This window comes from Mesorhizobium sp. P3_A8 (assembly GCF_056402995.1).
The window spans coordinates 25,710-44,248 of sequence record NZ_JBFUGI010000004.1 but is presented as its reverse complement, the minus strand read 5'-3'; the positions used below and the strand labels follow the sequence as shown (position 1 = coordinate 44,248).

Here is an 18,539-nt window from a genome sequence, read left to right as displayed (position 1 = left end):
CGTTTAAAATGTCATGGTCCGGCGGGACGCCAGGATTTTTTGCAGGACGGCACAATCGATATCCGCCGGCACCGGGCGTTCGCCCGTGATCAGCGGCAGGAATTCAGTATCGGGAATATCGAGAAGCCCTTCATATTGGTCGATCTCCTCGGCGGTCAAGGCGCCGATCTCAGCGTCGGCGAAGGTGCCGAGGATGAGATCCATCTCGCGCATGCCGCGATGCCAGGAGCGGAACAAGAGCTTGCGGCGGCGGGCGTCCAGTCCCTCGCTTGATCGTTTCGTTCCAGTCATTGTGCCGCATCCTCACTTGCTGCGGCGCATATAGCGTGGATAGAAGGGGCTGTCAGCCTTGCGCTGCGGCCGTCGCGACATAAGCTGACATCATGCGTCCTTCCATCCTCGATCCGCTGTTTGTTCCGATCACTTCGCTTGCCGGCGTCGGGCCGAAGGTCGGCACCCTGATCGAGAAAATTGTCACGGCTGATCTTGGTGATCGCGCGGCTCGCGCCGGCGACCTTCTGTTCGTGCTGCCGCACACCGTCATCGACCGCCGCAACCGGCCGGGCATCGCGCTCGCGGCCGAAGGCGCGATCGTCACGCTCGAGGTGCGCATCGACCGCCACCAGCCGCCACCGCGCGGCAACCGGTCGGTGCCCTACCGGGTCTACGCCCATGACGACACCGGCGAAATCGGTCTGACCTTTTTCCATGCGCATGCTGCCTATCTCGAAAAGGCAATGCCTGTCGGCGAGCATGTCGTGGTCTCGGGCCGCATGGAATGGTTCAACGGCCGCCCGACCATGGTCCACCCCGACCACATCGCGCTGGTCAGCGAGGCGGAGAACCTGCCGCTGGTCGAACCGGTCTATCCCCTCACCGCCGGGCTGTCGGGCAAGGTGCTGCGCCGGGCGATCGGCCAGGCGCTCGGCCGCGTGCCCGAATTCCCCGAATGGCAGGACGGCGCCTTCATGCGCCGGCACACCTTTCCCAGCTTTGGCGACGCGCTCGCCCGCATCCACAATCCGGCCGACCCGATCGATGTTTCCATCGAGGGTGCTGCCTGGCGGCGTCTGGCCTATGACGAGTTGCTGGCGGGCCAGGTCTCGCTGGCGCTGGTGCGCTCGAAGATCCGCCGCCTGTCCGGCCGTCCCCTGGTCGGCGACGGCAGCATCGTCGAGAAACTGCGCGCCGCCCTTCCCTATTCGCTCACATCAAGCCAGGAATTCGCGCTCGCCGAAATCAATGCCGACCTTGCCGACCCCGAGCGCATGCTGCGGCTGCTGCAGGGCGATGTCGGCTCAGGCAAGACGGTGGTCGCGCTGCTTGCCATGGCACGCGCCGTCGAGGCCGGCGGCCAGGCGGCGTTGATGGCACCGACCGAAATCCTGGCGCGCCAGCATCTGGCAACGATCGCCTCGCTTGCCGCCAAGGTCGTGTTGCGCATCGCCATCCTGACTGGTCGCGAAAAAGGCCGCGAGCGCACTGAAACGCTGGCTGGTCTGGCCAGCGGCGAGATCGACATCGTCGTTGGCACCCACGCACTGTTCCAGGAGACGGTGACCTTCCACGATCTGGTCTTCGCCGTCATCGACGAACAGCATCGTTTCGGCGTCCACCAGCGGCTTGCCATCACCGCCAAGGGCGATGCCCCCGACATGCTGGTGATGACCGCCACACCCATCCCGCGCACGCTGGTGCTGACCGCCTTTGGCGACATGGATGTATCCAAGCTCACTGAAAAACCGGCCGGCCGCCAGCAGATCCGCACCGTCACGCTGCCGCTTGAGCGGCTGGACGAGTTGGTTGGCCGCATGGAGGACGCCGTCGCCGGCGGCCAGAAAATCTATTGGATCTGTCCGCTGGTCGAGGAATCCGAAGAGATCAAGCTGATGTCGGCCGAGGATCGCTTTGCCTCGCTAAAACCGCTGTTCGGCGACCGCATCGGCCTCGTCCATGGTCGCATGAAGGGCGCCGAGAAGGACGAAGCGATGCGCGCCTTCAAAGAGGGCGAAACCCGCATCCTGATCGCCACAACGGTCATCGAGGTCGGCGTCGACGTGCCCGACGCCACCGTCATGGTCATCGAACATGCCGAGCGCTTTGGCCTTGCCCAGTTGCACCAGCTGCGCGGGCGAGTCGGGCGCGGCGACAAGCCGTCCTCCTGCGTGCTGCTCTACAAGGATCCGCTCGGCGAGACCGCAAAACGCCGGCTGTCGGTGATGCGCGAGACCGAGGACGGCTTTTTGATCGCCGAGGAGGACCTGAAACTGCGCGGCGAAGGCGAGCTTTTGGGCACCCGCCAGTCCGGCACGCCGGGTTTCCAGGTGGCTCGGATCGAGGCGCATGCCGACCTGCTGGAAGCGGCCCGAGACGACGCCAGGTTGATCCTGTCGCGCGACCCGGAACTGCAATCCGATCGCGGCGAGGCGCTGCGCCTGCTGCTCTATTTGTTCGGCCGCGACGAGGCTGTGCGGCTCTTGCGCGCCGGATGAGGCCCTAGCGGCGGATTGGCGACCGTTCCGTTGATCGGCTCGCCATTCAGCGTCACCATCTTGCTTTTCACCTCGGGCGCCACCAACCCCGCCGAGACAATCAGCTTGGCGCCGTCCTCGATCGTCATGTCGAGCAGCACGATGTCCGACTTCAGCACATACATCAGAAACCCGGTGGTCGGGTTCGGCGTGCACGGCATGAACACGGCGATCAGCGGATCGCCTTCCTGGTCGAGCTTCTCATTGATCTCGGTTTCCTTCTCGCTGGCGACGAAGACAAGCGACCACACGCCCTTGCGCGGATATTCGACCAGTCCGACCTGGCGGAACATGTCGCCCTTGTTCGACAGCACGGTCTCGAAAATCTGCTTCAGCGAGCCATAGATGCCGCGCACCAGCGGCATGCGACCAAGCAGGCGCTCGCCGAAACCGACAATGGCACGGCCGACAATGTTGGCGGTGAGAAAACCGATCAGCGTGATCAGGATCAGCGCGACGATCAGCCCGAACCCCGGAACCGGAAACGGCAGATAAGAGTCGGGGCTGTAACGCGCTGGAATATATGGCTTTACCCAGGAATCGACCCAGCCGATGAACGACCAGGCGATATAGGCGGTGATCGCCAGCGGCGCGCAGACGACGAAGCCCGTGAGGAAATAGTTCCTCAGCCGGGTCATGCCGGAGGTCTTGGGAGCATCGGACATGGTTCACCGGGGGCGCGGGTTGCAGCGCAACATTAGTGAACTGGCGGGCGCTTTGGAACTGCGAAGTTTTTAATTGTGCAGCGGCGTCCAGCAGTTCGTTTTCCGACTTCAGCGGACTGGTTTCAGGCCACAAGCCTGCTGAAAGTTCACCCTGTTTGGGGCGTGACATTGACAAAATCCGGAGCGACGGTCAGTCCGGGACAGGAAATGGGGAGCCAATGCTCAGATTGATTCTTGTGGTCATTCTGACTGGCATGGCCCGCGACAACGCTTAGGCGGAGTAAGCCATGCCGTCTCAATCCTGCTTTTCGTTTCGCCGCATCGCCCGCTGCGCTTTGCTGGTCAATGGCATCGCTTCATCCGCCCATGCCCAGCAACAACAGGCCAAATCGGATGTTGCCGGCATCGAGTTTGTTACCCTCGATCACCTTCCAAGGGCGCCGGCCTCCGCCAAATCGCAAAAAGACTGCGACTGGAAGCTGACCAAGCCGAAGACGGCGGGTGGGCAAGCCATTGCCGCGCTAGGCTGGGGCGTCACGGCGGAGCAACCGCTTGGCGCCTATCGGGCCGTGAGTTTCGCCGGCCAGTTCGAGCCTTCCACCAGCGGCACCTGCCATATCGACAAGGGCAACGTCGCCATCTTCTCGGACCAGCAGTTGATTGCGCTGGCCTACGCCGCCAAGGGCGCCAAGCAAACCATTGGCAGCATCGCGCTGCTGCAGGATGGCCTGCGTATATGGGATGGCGACTTGGTCGCCGCGCCCATCGCGGATATCCGCCTCGTCGACGGCAAAAGCCTTCAGGTCGTTCCGGTCGCCGCTGAAGATGCGGTTTGCGAGAGCGCGGGCAAGGTCCCCAATGTCTACGGCAAACCCATCGACCAGGCGCGCCAGTCCCTGATCTCGGCGGGCTGGGCGCCCCTCAAAAATCCAAAGGCCGACGAGGGCCAGGAATTGGAACTCAGCAAGCAGGGCATGGTCGAAGTCGACAGCTGTTCGGGAACAGGCGTCAATTTCTGCAATTTCTACTACCGCAAGGACGCCATGGAACTCTCGGTGACCACAGCTGGCGAAGAGGATCCCCGCATAGTCGTGGGCTACAGCACGCAGTGCGACCGGGCCCATTGGCACCAACCCGATTGACCTGAATGTCAGCGTCTCGCCGGACTCCCTTGGTGCTTGCCGCCCCAAAGTAACCCCGGTGATGCGCTTCGTGCCTGCCAACGCTTGCCGATGCCAGCGGGCAGCTGCCAGTTCCGCCATCCACCGAGCAGTTCAAGTCTCATGAGGCTTGCCTTGCCGCGCTGCAAGACACTTACGCGGAAGACAAGAAACAGTCTGGTATCATAACGGCCCGTGCACCGACACAACCCTGCAGACGAGCGGAGAGAACGGCTACACCCTGAGCACGCCGGGCTTTCAGCCGGGGCGCTGATTACTCCACCGTCACCGATTTCGCCAGATTGCGCGGCTGGTCGACGTCGGTGCCCATGAACACGGCGGCGAAATAGGCCAGCATCTGGATCGGCAGCGCATAGATGATCGGCGAGATGATTTCCGGCACATCCGGCAGGATAATCGTCTCCATCGTCTTCACGCTCACCTGCGCCGCGCCCTTGCTGTCGGTGATCAGGATGATCTTGCCGCCGCGCGCCGCCACTTCCTGCATGTTGGACACGGTTTTTTCGAAAATTCGGTCATGCGGCGCAATGACGATGACCGGCATGTTCTCGTCGATCAGCGCGATCGGCCCGTGCTTCAATTCGCCCGCCGCATAGCCTTCAGCGTGGATGTACGAGATTTCCTTGAGCTTCAGCGCGCCTTCCATGGCCAGCGGGAAATTGGTGTCGCGGCCGAGATAGAGCACATCCTTGTAGCGCGACAGTTCGCGCGCGATCCGTTCGATCTGCTCTTCGAGCTTGAGCACCTGGTTGGCATAGCGCGGCGCTTCCGAAAGCGCGCGCACCAGGGTCTTTTCCTGCTCTTTCGAGATCGTGCCGCGCGCCACGCCGGCGCGCACCGCAAGCGACGCCAGGACGGACAGCTGGCAGGTAAAAGCCTTGGTCGAGGCGACGCCGATCTCGGGGCCGGCGAGCGTCGGCAGCACGACGTCGGATTCGCGCGCCATGGTCGATTCGCGCACATTGACGATGGCGCCGATTTTCATGCCGGCCTTGCGGCAATAGCGCAGCGAAGCCAGCGTGTCGGCGGTCTCGCCCGACTGCGAGATGAAGAAAGCGGCATCGTTGGCCGACAGCGGCATCTCGCGGTAACGGAATTCCGAGGCGACATCGATGTCGACCGGCAGCCGCGCATAGCGCTCGAACCAGTATTTGCCGATCAGCCCGGCGAGGTACGCAGTGCCGCAAGCGGAAATCGCCAACCGGCCAATCTTGGCGAAGTCGAACGGCAGGTCGAGCGGCTTCGAGACGCCGGAGACGAAATCCACATAATGCGCCAGCGTGTGCGAGATCACCTCGGGCTGTTCATGGATTTCCTTCTCCATGAAATGGCGTCGATTGCCCTTGTCGACCATGAAACTGGTCGACAGCGACTGCTGCCGCTTGCGCTCGACTTTTTTGCCGTCGATGTCGAAGATCGCGACGCCGTCACGGCGCACCACCGCCCAGTCGCCGTCTTCCAGATAGGTGATCGAATTGGTGAACGGCGCCAGCGCGATGGCGTCGGAGCCCAAAAACATCTCGCCATCGCCATGGCCGACAGCCAGCGGCGGCCCATTGCGGGCGCCGACGATCAGGTCTTCGTCGCCCTTGAACATGATGGCCAGTGCAAAGGCGCCTTCCAGCCGCTTCAGTGCCTGGTGCGCGGCCTCGACCGGCTTCAGCCCCTTGGCCAGTTCGCGCGCCACCAGATGGGCGACGACCTCGGTGTCGGTCTGCGACGAGAAAGAGTAGCCGTCGCGGATCAGCTCGTCGCGCAGCTCGGCGAAATTCTCGATGATGCCGTTGTGGACGATGGCGACACCGTCGGAAAAATGCGGGTGCGCATTGGTCTCGTTGGGCACGCCATGTGTTGCCCAGCGCGTGTGGCCGATGCCGATCGTGCCTTCGAGTGGCTCCTCCTTGAGGCGGCGTTCGAGGTTGACCAGCTTGCCTTCGGCGCGGCGGCGACCAAGTTGTCCCTTTTCGATGGTGGCGACGCCGGCCGAGTCATAGCCGCGATATTCGAGCCGCTTCAGCGCATCGACGATGAGCGGCGCAACCTGCGAGTGACCGACGATTCCAACGATACCGCACATGCAGACAGTCCCCGATTCCCCATGCAAAACCAGCGCTATTTAGGGATGGCCGGCCTGCCGTGAAAGTCACATTGCATTTCGTCCGGTGTAACGGACGCTTCTCAACGCATGCACCATGCCAGACCGCTCTTGCAATCCGGTTACTGCAATTGTTCGGTTTTTCGATTGCTCGGCCAGAAAGCAAATCTGCCAGCTGACCGTTAGTGGTCGGCGCCGGCGGCCTTTTTCTTCGCCGCCGCGGCCGAAGCAAAACGCTCGCGCAGTTCCTTGCCCTTGCCGGGGATCGTCTTCTGACGAGCGCGGCCGAACGCCAGCGCATCGTCGGGCACGCTTTCGGTGATGACGCTGCCGGAAGCAATATAGCCGCCCTTGCCGATCGACACCGGCGCCACCAGCGAGGAATTCGAGCCGATGAAGGCGCCTTCGCCGATGTCGGTGAAGAATTTCGAATAGCCGTCATAGTTGCAGGTGATGGTGCCGGCGCCGATATTGGCGCCCGCGCCGACGCGGGCATCGCCGATATAGGTCAAATGGTTGACCTTGGCGCCCTCCGAGATAACAGCCTGCTTGACCTCGCAGAAATTGCCGACCTTTGCTTTGTTCCGAAGATCGGCGCCCGGCCGCAGCCGCGCAAAAGGCCCGACATCGCAATTGGACGCAATGGTGGCGCCTTCGATATGGCTGAAGGCATGGATCTTGGCGCCCGTGGCAATCTTCACCCCTGGGCCGAACCAGACATTGGGTTCGACGAGTGTGTCGGCGCCGATCTCGGTGTCATGCGAGAAATACACGGTCTCCGGCGCGATCAGCGTCACCCCCGAAAGCATCGCCTCGTGCCGGCGGCGCTGCTGCCAGATGGCTTCGGCTTGTGCGAGTTCGGCGCGGTTGTTGATGCCCAGCGCGCTTTCGAAGCTGGCCTCGGTGGCAACGACATCGAGCCCCCGCGCGCTGGCGATCTCGACGATGTCGGTCAGATAATACTCGCCCTTGGCGTTCTTGTTGCCGACGGCGTCGAGCAGCCTCAGCGCATGGGCACCGGCCACCGCCATCATGCCGGCATTGCAGAAGCCGATTTTTTTCTCCTCTTCGGAGCAGTCTTTTTCCTCGCGAATGGCAATCAGCTTGCCATCCTTTTCGATCAGCCGGCCATAGCCGGTTGGGTTGGGTGGGCGAAAGCCGATCACGACGACAGCCGCGCCTTCCGCCAATTTCAGCCGCGCCACCGTCAGAGCATCCGCGTCGATCAGCGGCGTGTCGCCGAACATCACCAGCACATCGTCGTAACCTTTTGATATTGCTTCACGAGCAGCAAGAACCGCATGCGCCGTACCGAGCCGCTTTTCCTGTATGAAGGTCTCTGCCTTCGGTGCGAACTTTGCCGCCGCCTTGCGCATCTCGTCGACGCCATGCCCGATCACCAGCGCCTGGTCACCGGCGCCGGCGGCTTCAGCGGCCTTCACCACATGGGCAACCATCGGCAGCCCGGCGATCTGGTGCAGCACCTTCGGCAGCGCGCTCTTCATGCGCGTGCCTTCACCGGCGGCGAGGATGACGGACAGGCAGGATCTCTGGCTCATGGACGGACGACCATATGAAAAGGGTTGGGAATCAAAGCATGCTAGCAGCGGCGCCATGCTGCACCAATGCGGTTAAATTCCGGTGAGATTGAGTGCGGGGCTAAAGCACGACGCCATCTCGTCGATTTATTCAAAATAAATGTTTGGCCGCCATGGTCTTAAAAAATTTCTGCATCGTAAAAGGTAGATGCATGGAGATTTTATCTAAATTGATTGTTGCCGCTTTCGGCTTGCTAGCCTGCATCTTCGTTGGTGCAGTCGTGGGCTTGGGCCTATCATCAATTTCGGTATCAAAATCAAATGTTTCAGGTTTCTTGGAACACGCCTTCATATTGGTTCCGATATGCGCTTTGGCCGGCGCGGTCACCTTCTTTTTTATATTGAGCTCCGTTACAAAACGGTGATCGTCCCGCAACTGCAATGACGCCGACCAATAGCTCTATCCCAGCCGCCCCAGCACCGGGAAATTCTCCAGCAGCCAGTAGGACACTGTCTGCACACCGCCGGTGAGGAAAAACACGCCGGCGACCACCAGAAGCGCGCCGATGGCCTTTTCGACGCGGCCGAGATGGACACGGAATTTGCCGAGGAAGCGCATGAAGGCGCCGGAAAACAAGGCCGCGATCAGGAACGGGATGCCGAGGCCAAGCGAATAGGCGGCGAGCAGCAGAGCGCCCTCGCCCACGGTTTCGCGGCCGCCGGCCAGCGTCAGGATCGGCCCCAGCACCGGGCCGATGCACGGTGTCCAGCCAAAGGCGAAGGCGAGCCCCATGACATAGGCGGCGACGGCACTTGCAGGCTTGCCTTGCGACTGGAAGCGCGCCTCGCGCGACAAGAGCGGAATGCGCAATATGCCGAGGAAATTCAGGCCCATCAGGATGATGAGCACACCGGCGGCCATCGCCAGCGGCTCCTGCCAGATACGCAGCAGCCGGCCGATGGTCGAGGCACCGGCGCCGAGTGCGACGAACACGGTCGAGAAGCCGAGCACGAAAGCAATCGAGGAATAAAGCAGTGCGCCGCGCGTACCTTCGCGGGCCGTCACGCCCGCATTGCCGCGAAAATCATCGACCGAAACGCCGGCCATATAGCAGAGGTAGGGCGGCACCAGCGGCAGCACGCATGGCGACAGGAACGAGATAGCCCCCGCCCCGATCGCGCTGACATAGCCGATGTCCAATGCCATTCCCAAGCTCCGACTGTTTGGCGACGATATAGCGACGGTCCAGTACGTCTGCCAATCACCATTGTGTGGAAAGTCATCGCCGCATGTGCGCGTCGGGGACGAAAGCACCTGCGTTGGACGTTGATACAAAGAGGCCGCGATTTCCCGCGTGTCTCCAAATATCAGCCAGGGAGATTTCCATGAAAACCATAGCCACAGGACTGGCAGCACTTTTGCTCAGCACCGCCGCATCCTTCGCCGCCGAGGCGTGGAAGGAGGCCGAAGTCAACGGCACCAAGATCTACACCGACGCCATGGGCATGACGCTCTACACCTATGACAAGGACGAGAAGGGCAAGACCAACTGCTACGACAAATGCGCCACCAACTGGCCGCCGCTGAAGGCCGAGGCCGGCGCCAAGGCGGATGACGAATGGAGCGTTGTCGACCGCACCGACGGCACCAAGATGTGGGCCTATGACGGCAAGCCGGTCTACACCTTCATCAAGGACAAGAAGGCCGGCGATGTGACCGGCGATGGCGTCGCCGGTGTCTGGCACATCGTCAAAGCCGACTGATCCTCGATACCGTTGCCCGCCGGCTGGCGGGACAAAAGCTGGTCGCCGGGCATCCCTCCATGCAGCCGGCGGCCAGCGTCAGACAGCCTGTCACGGTGTCGTCCCAGTTTTGTACGCAGCCGGATTTTCCTCGACTCGGCGGAAAAATGAACCGGGCTGTTTCCGCTGACTCGAGACCGTCATCTCTCCAAGCCGAAATCTGTGATTTTCTCCATACACTCTAAGAGTGTATTGCTGCGGACAGCCCCGCAATTTGGGCGCTTCCCCTTGACCGGATGCAAAAGCGCGGCCATGTGAGCGACAAATAGAACGAGATTTCGTCGCGCGCAGCGGAATTCTTCTGCCGCACCACAGCTGATATGAGACCTCATGGACGTCGTCGTCGTCGAATCGCCGGCCAAGGCGAAGACAATCAACAAATACCTCGGCAGGAACTACAAGGTTCTGGCCTCGTTCGGCCATGTCCGCGATTTGCCGGCCAAGGATGGATCGGTGCGTCCGGATGAGGATTTCGCCATGTCCTGGGCGGTCGATACCGCTTCGGGCAAGCGCCTCGCCGACATCGCCAAGGCGGTCAAGGATGCCGACGGCCTGATCCTCGCCACCGATCCGGATCGTGAGGGCGAAGCCATTTCATGGCATGTGCTGGAAGTGCTGAAGCAGAAGCGCGTGCTGAAGGACAAGTCGGTCAGCCGCGTCGTCTTCAACGCCATCACCAAGTCGTCGGTGCTGGAAGCCATGGCCAATCCGCGCCAGATCGATGCGCCGCTGGTCGATGCCTATCTCGCCCGCCGGGCGCTCGACTATCTCGTCGGCTTCACGCTGTCGCCGGTGCTGTGGCGCAAACTGCCGGGCGCCCGTTCCGCCGGTCGCGTCCAGTCGGTAGCGCTGCGCCTGGTTTGCGACCGTGAATCCGAGATCGAACGCTTCATCCGTGAGGAATATTGGCAGATCGCCGCTCTGCTGGGCACGCCGCGCAACGACACATTCGAAGCGCGGCTGACCGCCTTTGAGCGCAAGAAGCTGCAAAAGCTCGACATTGCCAACAAGGCGCAAGCCGACGACATCAAGGGAATGCTTGAAGGCGCGACCTTCAAGGCGTTGTCCGTCGAAGCCAAGCCGACCAAGCGCAATCCAGGCCCGCCCTTCACCACCTCGACGCTGCAGCAGGCTGCCTCGTCGGGCCTAGGCTTCTCCGCCACGCGCACAATGCAGGTGGCGCAGCGGCTGTATGAAGGCATGGAGATCGGCGGCGAGACCACCGGCCTGATCACCTATATGCGAACCGACGGCGTGCAGATGGCGCCGGAGGCGATCGACGCTGCCCGCGACGCCATCGCCAAGGAGTTCGGCCCGAAATACCTGCCGGAAAAGCCGCGCCAATACACCGCCAAGGCCAAGAACGCCCAGGAAGCGCACGAAGCCATCCGCCCGACGGATTTCATGCGCACCCCAGCATCGGTCCGGCAATATCTCGATTCCGACCAGATGCGGCTCTATGAGTTGATCTGGAAGCGCGCCATCGCCAGCCAGATGCAGCCGGCCGAGATCGAGCGCACCACCGTAGAGATCGAAGCAGTGAACGGCGCCCGCACCGCCGAGCTTCGTGCCGTCGGTTCGGTCGTCCGCTTCGACGGCTTCATCGCCGCCTACACCGACCAAAAGGAAGACGACGCGGAAGACGAGGAAAACCGTCGTCTGCCCGAAATCCGCGCCGGCGAGCAGCTTGCCCGCCAGGCGATCAACGCCACCCAGCACACGACCGAGCCGCCGCCGCGCTATTCCGAGGCGACGCTGATCAAGAAGCTGGAAGAGCTCGGCATCGGCCGTCCGTCGACCTACACCGCGATCCTGAAGACGCTCGAGGACCGCGACTACGTCACGATCGACAAGCGCCGGCTGGTGCCGCAGGCCAAGGGCCGCCTGTTGTCGGCCTTCCTGGAAAGCTTCTTCGAGCGCTATGTCGAATACGACTTCACCGCGTCGCTCGAGGAGAAGCTCGACGAGATCTCCGACGGCAAGCTCGCCTGGAAAGACGTGCTGCGCGATTTCTGGAAGGATTTTTCGGGAGCTGTCGCCGACATCAAGGAACTGCGCGTCACCGACGTGCTCGATGCGCTGAACGAGGAACTGGCGCCGCTGGTGTTCCCCACAAGGGAAGACGGTTCGAACCCCCGCATCTGCCCGAAATGCGGCTCCGGCAATCTGTCGCTGAAGCTCGGCAAGTTCGGCGCCTTTGTCGGCTGCTCGAACTATCCCGAATGCTCCTTCACCCGCCAGCTCGGCGACGCCGCCAACCCGAATGGCGAGAATGGCGGCGGCGAGGACGGCACCAAGGTGCTCGGCAAGGACCCTTACACGGCGGAGGAAATCACGCTTCGCTCAGGCCGCTTTGGCCCGTACCTGCAGCGCGGCGACGGCAAGGAAGCCAAGCGCTCGAGCCTGCCCAAGGGCTGGACGCCCGAGTCGATCGACCACGAAAAGGCGCTCGCCCTGCTGGCACTGCCGCGCGATATCGGCAAGCATCCCGAATCCGCCAAGATGATCTCGGCCGGGCTCGGCCGCTACGGCCCGTTTGTGCTGCATGACGGCACCTATGCCAATCTCGACAGCATCGAGGATGTGTTCTCGATCGGCCTCAACCGCGCCGTCACGGTGATTGCCGAAAAGCAGTCCAAGGCCAAGGGCGGCCGCAATAGCGGCACTGCGGCTGCGCTGAAGGAACTCGGCGACCATCCCGATGGCGGCGGCAAGATCGTCGTGCGCGACGGCAAATACGGGCCTTACGTCAATTTCGGCAAGGTCAACGCCACGCTGCCCAAGGGCAAGGATCCGCAATCTGTGACGATTGAAGATGCGCTGGCGCTGATTGCCGAGAAGGAAGCCAAGGGCGGTGGCGGCAAGAAGCCGTTCCGCAAGGCAGCGGCGGCCAAGGCGCCTGCAGCGAAGAAAACAGCCGCCAAGAAGCCGGCGGCGAAGAAAAAAGGGTAGGACGGCGTGGCGCGCAGGATCACCGGACGAAGCCACGGCGATCCACGCACCGCCGACACGAGAGCCAAGGTCAAGGACGACTACAGGCCCTCGCGCGACGAAATCCTGCGCTACATCGCCGAAAATCCCGACCGTGCCGGAAAGCGCGACATCGCCAAGGCGTTCGCGCTGCGCGGTGACGATCGCATCTGGCTGAAGGATATCCTGCGCGACCTGCAGGATGAAGGCGTGCTCACCAAGGAACGCAAGCGGTTGGCCCGCGTCGGCGCCCTGCCCCATGTCGCCGTGCTCGACATTTTTGGCCGCGACGGCGACGGCATCCTGCTGGCGCATCCGGCGGAGGCTGTCGGCACCGGCGAACCGCCCGTGGTCTCGATCCGCGTCTCGCGCAGCGGCAATGGCCCAGCACCGGGCATCGGTGACCGCGTTCTGGCCAAGACCTTCCCGACCGATGACCCGTCCGGCCCCGCCTATACCGGCCGGGTGATGAAGATCTTCGAGAAGCGCACCGATGCGGTACTCGGCGTCTTCCGCGTGCTGCAGGACGGCACCTTCCGCATCGAGCCGGTCGAGCGGCGCCAGCCGGAGCTGATCGTCGACAAGGAATTCCAGAACGGCGCCAAGAACGGCGACCTGGTCGAGGTCGAGCCGGCGCGCGCCTCCCGCTTTGGGCTTCCTCGCGCCAAGGTGCTCAACGTGCTGGGTTCGCTGACCAGCGAGAAAGCGGTCTCGATGATCGCCATCCACGCCCACGACATTCCGCACATCTTCCCGGCCGATGTCATCGCCGAATCCGAAGCCGTCAAGCCGGCAACGATGGATCACCGCGAGGACTGGCGCGACCTGCCGCTGGTCACCATCGATCCGGCCGACGCCAAGGACCATGACGACGCGGTCTTCGCGACGCCCGATCTCGACGAAAAGAACCCCGGCGGCGTGATTGCCACCGTCGCCATCGCCGATGTCGCCGCCTACGTCCGCTATGGCACGGCACTGGACCGTGAAGCGCTCAAGCGCGGCAATTCGGTCTATTTCCCCGATCGCGTCGTTCCGATGCTGCCCGAGCGCATCTCCAACGACCTCTGTTCGCTGCGCGAGGGCCAGGATCGGCCGGCGCTCGCTGTGCGCATGACCTTCTCCGCCGATGGTCACAAGATCAGGCACTCCTTCCACCGCGTGATGATGAAATCCGCGGCGAAGCTTGCCTACCCGCAGGCGCAGGCGGCGATCGACGGCGCGCCCGACGACAAGACTGGCCCGATCCTCGACACGGTGCTGAAGCCGCTATGGGATGCCTATGCGATCCTCAAGCGCGGACGCGACGGCCGCCAGCCGCTCGAACTCGACCTGCCGGAGCGCAAGATCCTGCTCAAGCCGGATGGCACGGTCGATCGCGTCATCGTGCCGGAACGGCTCGACGCCCACAAGCTGATCGAAGAATTCATGATCCAGGCCAATGTCGCCGCCGCCGAGACGCTGGAGGCGAAGAAGCAGGCGCTGGTCTACCGCGTCCACGATGCGCCGTCGCTCGCCAAGCAGGAATCGCTGCGCGAGTTCCTGCAGACGCTCGGCCTGTCGCTGGCGCGCGGCGCGCAGATGCGGCCCAGCCAGTTCAACGGCATTCTGGAACGCGTGCGCGGCGCCGACAATGAGGCGCTGGTCAACGAGGTGGTGCTGCGCTCGCAGAGCCAGGCCGAATATTCGCCTGGGAATATCGGCCATTTCGGCCTCAACCTGAAGCGCTACGCGCATTTCACCTCGCCGATCCGCCGCTACGCCGACCTGATCGTGCATCGCGGGCTTATCGCCGCACTCGGCCTCGGTCCGGGAGGGCTGACGCAAGATGAGGAGGCGCGGCTCGAAGACGTTGCGGTCTTGATCTCCGGCACCGAACGGCGCGCCATGGCGGCCGAGCGCGACACGGTCGACCGGCTGATTGCCGCTTATCTCGCCGAGCGCATCGACGATCGTTTCGACGCTCGCATCTCCGGCGTCACCAAATCAGGACTATTTGTCCAATTGCCGCAGTTTGGCGCAGATGGCTTCATCCCGGTGTCAACTCTGGGCGGCGATTACTATATATATGACGAAACGGCCCGCTCCCTGTTCGGAGAACGCTCGGGCAAAGGCTACCAACTCGCGGACCGCGTCGAGGTTCGGCTCATCGAGGTGGCGCCAATGGCTGGCGCGATGCGCTTCGAGATGTTGACCGACCCGAAGCCCCTGCCAGGCTCCAGCAAGTCGTTTCACAAGGCTAAGGGCCGCGCCCGTGCGTCGCAATCGCGACCGGGTTCGCGCGGCAGGAGACGATGATGCCAAATGAACTAGGGATACAAGAACAGGTTTTCGGCGGCGAACATCACTCGGGCCGGGTTGCCCGCCCGCTGTGGACGGCGATGAAGCGCGGCCTCTTGGGCCGCTGCCCGAATTGCGGCGAAGGCAAGCTGTTCCGCAGCTTCACCAAGACCGTCGAGACCTGCAGCGTCTGCGGCGAGGAAATCCATCACCATCGCGCCGACGACCTGCCGGCCTATCTGGTCATCGTCATTGTCGGCCACATCGTTCTTGGCGCCTTCATGGGCGTCGAAGCGACCTCGACGCTCACCACCTGGCAGCACATCGCCATCTGGGTGCCCTTGACCATCGTTTTGTCGGTTGCGCTGCTGCAGCCCGTCAAAGGCGCCGTCATCGGATTGCAATGGGCGTTCTATATGCACGGATTCGGTGGCGAAAAGGATGGGACGGAGTCCCACAACGGCGCCTGAAGCGCCGCTGGCGCAACATACCGACCGTGGAAGGCCACTTTCGTTTGCAAGAAGTTTCCGCTAGGTCCAGCGCATGGAAGCAATGACCAAGGCGGCTGTCGACAAGCTCGACAAGGGTCTTGCCGCGCATAGCGGCCGGCCTTTGCGTCCGCGTGACGCCGCGACCCTGATTCTTCTCGACCGCAAGGGCGACGAGGTGCTGGTGCTGATGGGCCGCCGTCACGCCGGCCACGCCTTCATGCCTGGAAAATTCGTGTTTCCCGGCGGCCGCACCGATCCGGCCGACAGCCGCATCGCGACGGCCACCGCATTGCATCGCGACGAGGAGGCAAAGCTGCTTGCCGGCCCCGGCCGCACCAGTGCTGCGCGTGCCCGCGCCGTCGCCTTGTCCGCAATTCGCGAGACCTATGAGGAAGCCGGGCTGCTGATCGGGCAGAAGGCCGCCTTTGCGACCGACAAGCGTGACTGGCAAGGCTTTGTCGAGCACGGCGTGAGACCTTCGCTCGAGACGCTGCGGTTCATCGCGCGCGCCATCACCCCGCCCAACCGGGTACGCCGCTTCGACACGCGCTTCTTCAGCGCCTGGCGCAACGATGTCGCCGTCGAACTGCCTGATGGCGGACCGACCAACGAACTCGAGGAACTGGTCTGGCTGCCGCTTGCCAAGGCCAGGGAAGCCGACATACCCGACATCACCCGAATGATCCTGGACGAGCTGGAAAAGCGCCTTATCCATGATCCACTATTGCGTCCGGGCGGTCCCGTCCCCTTCTACCGGCTTGTCCGCAACCGCTTCACCCGCGAACTTCTGTAGAGCAATCCCAGGAAAAGTGTGACGCGGTTTTCCCACGGCAATTGCGCAAGATCAAAGAGACAGAGTATTCAGCATCCCATGACGGTCGATACCCAACCACAGGGCGACGAACGCGTACACTGGCTGCCGATGGTGGCGGCGATCTCGTCGATCAGCGTCGTCGGCATCGCCATTGGCCTCGGCATGCCGCTGCTCAGCGTCATCCTGGAAACGCGCGGCCACTCGGCTTCGATGATCGGCCTCAACACGGCTGTCGCCGGCTTGGCCTCGATCGCCGGCGCGCCGCTCGCCACGCCACTCGCCATGCGCTTTGGCGTCGCCTGGACCATGATCGCCATGATTGCCACAGGCGCGCTCGCCTTCGTCGGCTTCCATTTCGCACCCGACTTCTGGATGTGGTTTCCGCTGCGCATCGTGCTGCATATCGCATTGACGGTGCTGTTCATCCTGTCGGAATTCTGGATCAGCACCTCGGCGCCGCCGCACCGGCGCGGCCTTGTGCTTGGTATCTACGCCACCGTCCTGTCGCTCGGTTTTGCCGCCGGACCATGGCTGTTCGCCCATCTCGGCAGCTCCGGCTTCAGGCCGTTCGGCGTCATCATCGTACTGGTGACGCTCGCCGCCATACCGGTGCTGGCCGCGCGCAACGAAAGCCCCACCATTGTGGCCGATGGCGAAACCAGCAATTTCCTGCGCTACATCTGGCTGGTGCCGTCGGCGACCGCCGCCGTGCTGGTCTTCGGTGCGGTCGAAACCGGCGGCTTCGCGCTGTTCCCTATCTACGGTAACCGCATCGGCTATTCCGAAGCCGACGCGGCGTTGCTGCTGACCATGATCGGCCTCGGCAACGTGCTGCTGCAGATCCCGATCGGCATGATCAGCGATCGCGTCAGCGATCGCCGTTATCTGCTGCTTGCCTGCGCCACCGTCGGCCTCGTCGGCACAGTGTTCATGCCCTTCTTTGCCCAGAACTGGCACCTGATGGCCGCCCTGCTGTTCGTCTGGGGCGGCGTGGTCGCTGCCATGTACACGATCGGCCTTGCCCATCTCGGCTCGCAGCTTTCCGGCCACGAACTGGCATCCGCCAACGCCGCCTTCGTGCTTTGCTATGGCGTCGGCATGGTGCTTGGCCCGCAGGCGATCGGCATCGGCATGGATGCGTTCGGTCCGTCCGGTTTCGGCTGGTCGCTCGGCCTGTTCTTCGCCGCCTATATGGCGTTGGTCGGTATCAGGCTCGTGCGCAAGATTCTGCTTTGACTCTTTGTCACAGCCACCGCTGCTGACAGAACCGTGTCAGGAGCGCTGGGTTAGAAGAGTGTCCCAAAAACATCGGAAGTTGAGGACACTCCCATGATCGACAGCGGCTTTGAAACCACATCCCTGCGCATGACGCTTCTGCTGCTTGTGACCTTCCAGGCCCCGGCCGCGGATGTTGATCGCATCATGGACGCGGTGGTTGCGATCGCCCCGCTGGCCATGGGCAAGTATGACCGCAACGCCTATCAGTCGGCGCACGGCATCGAGCGCTACAGGCCGCTTGAGGGGGCCACGGCCGGTGCCGAAACCGAATTGCGCCGCCGCCCGGGCACGGTCGAGATTTCATTCGAACTGCCTGACGACCAGGCGCTGGCCAGCCGCGTCGTCGAGGCAATTTTCCAGGCCCATTCCTATCAGGAGCCGGTGATCCGCATCCAACCGATCCTCGCCAGCCGCTCCAAGGGGCTGGACGACCGCGCCAATCCGAATCGCTGGTGGAACACGACCGGAGACTGGAAGAAGGTTGCGGTATCGGAGGCGGAAAACGCCTGATTTACGCGTAATGGGCAGCCTGGGCGGGCCACATCGGGTTCGCCGGGCTTGACTTTCCAGGCACGTTCTTTATGTGTCGCGCCAAGTTTCCCGCGTCCGGGTGTTTTCCCGTGCTCCAGCGGCCAAAACCCCACGAACATAACGGACTGAGATCATGGCCAAAGCCGCAAACATCAAGATCAAGCTTCTGTCGACCGCCGACACCGGTTTCTTCTACGTGACCAGCAAGAACAGCCGTACCAAGACTGACAAGCTGTCGTTCCGCAAGTACGACCCGGTCGCCAAGAAGCACGTCGAATTCAAGGAAACCAAGATCAAGTAATCTGGGTTTTCCCCTTTGCAAACAAAAACGCCGCCCATCGGGCGGCGTTTTTGTTTGCAAGACA

General features: G+C 62.8%; 16 protein-coding genes. 10 read left to right on the top strand and 6 right to left on the bottom strand.

Annotation, left to right across the window (positions count from 1 at the left end):
• Positions 1-3: 3 nt before the first annotated feature.
• Complete coding sequence (locus AC1DX4_RS10895) at positions 4-291, bottom strand: succinate dehydrogenase assembly factor 2 (RefSeq protein WP_477220328.1); 288 nt, start codon at positions 289-291, stop codon at positions 4-6.
• A gap of 92 nt (positions 292-383) precedes the next feature.
• On the opposite strand from AC1DX4_RS10895, the gene recG reads away from it, so the two are divergent.
• Complete coding sequence (recG, locus tag AC1DX4_RS10890) at positions 384-2,492, top strand: ATP-dependent DNA helicase RecG (protein WP_477220327.1); 2,109 nt, start codon at positions 384-386, stop codon at positions 2,490-2,492.
• On the opposite strand, the gene AC1DX4_RS10885 is transcribed toward recG, so the two are convergent.
• A complete protein-coding gene (locus tag AC1DX4_RS10885) occupies positions 2,444-3,196 on the bottom strand; it encodes a DUF502 domain-containing protein (RefSeq protein WP_477220326.1) in 753 nt (250 codons plus the stop codon). The genes recG and AC1DX4_RS10885 overlap by 49 nt on opposite strands.
• Positions 3,197-3,483: 287 nt before the next feature.
• Between AC1DX4_RS10885 and AC1DX4_RS10880 the strand changes: the two genes are divergently transcribed.
• Positions 3,484-4,338, top strand: coding sequence for a PASTA domain-containing protein (locus AC1DX4_RS10880; protein ID WP_477220325.1), 855 nt, complete (start codon positions 3,484-3,486; stop codon positions 4,336-4,338).
• 292 nt (positions 4,339-4,630) lie between these two features.
• On the opposite strand, the gene glmS is transcribed toward AC1DX4_RS10880, so the two are convergent.
• From glmS to AC1DX4_RS10860, 4 genes are all read right to left on the bottom strand, one after another.
• A complete protein-coding gene (gene glmS / locus AC1DX4_RS10875; RefSeq protein WP_477220324.1) occupies positions 4,631-6,454 on the bottom strand; it encodes a glutamine--fructose-6-phosphate transaminase (isomerizing) in 1,824 nt (607 codons plus the stop codon).
• A gap of 200 nt (positions 6,455-6,654) precedes the next feature.
• On the bottom strand, positions 6,655-8,031 hold the full coding sequence (gene glmU, locus AC1DX4_RS10870; RefSeq protein WP_477220323.1) for a bifunctional UDP-N-acetylglucosamine diphosphorylase/glucosamine-1-phosphate N-acetyltransferase GlmU: 1,377 nt from the start codon (positions 8,029-8,031) through the stop codon (positions 6,655-6,657).
• A 130-nt stretch (positions 8,032-8,161) separates the two neighbouring features.
• Positions 8,162-8,452, bottom strand: coding sequence for a hypothetical protein (locus AC1DX4_RS10865; RefSeq protein WP_477220322.1), 291 nt, complete (start codon positions 8,450-8,452; stop codon positions 8,162-8,164).
• A gap of 18 nt (positions 8,453-8,470) precedes the next feature.
• Positions 8,471-9,217 (bottom strand): cytochrome c biogenesis CcdA family protein, encoded by a 747-nt coding sequence (locus tag AC1DX4_RS10860; RefSeq protein ID WP_477220321.1) that lies wholly within the window; start codon positions 9,215-9,217, stop codon positions 8,471-8,473.
• 179 nt (positions 9,218-9,396) lie between these two features.
• Here AC1DX4_RS10860 and AC1DX4_RS10855 point away from each other — a divergent pair, with 179 nt between their 5' ends.
• From AC1DX4_RS10855 to rpmG, 8 genes are all read left to right on the top strand, one after another.
• Positions 9,397-9,774 carry a COG4315 family predicted lipoprotein gene (locus tag AC1DX4_RS10855; protein ID WP_477220320.1) on the top strand — a complete coding sequence of 126 codons (378 nt, stop codon included), beginning with the start codon at positions 9,397-9,399 and terminating at the stop codon, positions 9,772-9,774.
• A gap of 369 nt (positions 9,775-10,143) precedes the next feature.
• Positions 10,144-12,765, top strand: a complete 2,622-nt coding sequence (topA, locus tag AC1DX4_RS10850; protein WP_477220319.1) for a type I DNA topoisomerase — start codon at positions 10,144-10,146, stop codon at positions 12,763-12,765.
• A gap of 6 nt (positions 12,766-12,771) precedes the next feature.
• On the top strand, positions 12,772-15,078 hold the full coding sequence (rnr, locus tag AC1DX4_RS10845) for a ribonuclease R (protein WP_477220318.1): 2,307 nt from the start codon (positions 12,772-12,774) through the stop codon (positions 15,076-15,078).
• On the top strand, positions 15,078-15,530 hold the full coding sequence (locus AC1DX4_RS10840) for a DUF983 domain-containing protein (RefSeq protein WP_477220317.1): 453 nt from the start codon (positions 15,078-15,080) through the stop codon (positions 15,528-15,530). The genes rnr and AC1DX4_RS10840 overlap by 1 nt, the downstream gene beginning before the upstream one ends.
• A gap of 73 nt (positions 15,531-15,603) precedes the next feature.
• Positions 15,604-16,344: an NUDIX hydrolase gene (locus AC1DX4_RS10835; protein ID WP_477220316.1), complete on the top strand. Its 741-nt coding sequence runs from the start codon at positions 15,604-15,606 to the stop codon at positions 16,342-16,344.
• A gap of 78 nt (positions 16,345-16,422) precedes the next feature.
• Positions 16,423-17,601, top strand: coding sequence for an MFS transporter (locus AC1DX4_RS10830; protein ID WP_477220315.1), 1,179 nt, complete (start codon positions 16,423-16,425; stop codon positions 17,599-17,601).
• Positions 17,602-17,694: 93 nt separating this feature from the next.
• On the top strand, positions 17,695-18,153 hold the full coding sequence (locus tag AC1DX4_RS10825) for a YqfO family protein (RefSeq protein WP_477220314.1): 459 nt from the start codon (positions 17,695-17,697) through the stop codon (positions 18,151-18,153).
• A 154-nt stretch (positions 18,154-18,307) separates the two neighbouring features.
• Positions 18,308-18,475, top strand: coding sequence for a 50S ribosomal protein L33 (gene rpmG / locus AC1DX4_RS10820; protein WP_006201775.1), 168 nt, complete (start codon positions 18,308-18,310; stop codon positions 18,473-18,475).
• The last annotated feature ends 64 nt before the right edge of the window (positions 18,476-18,539 follow it).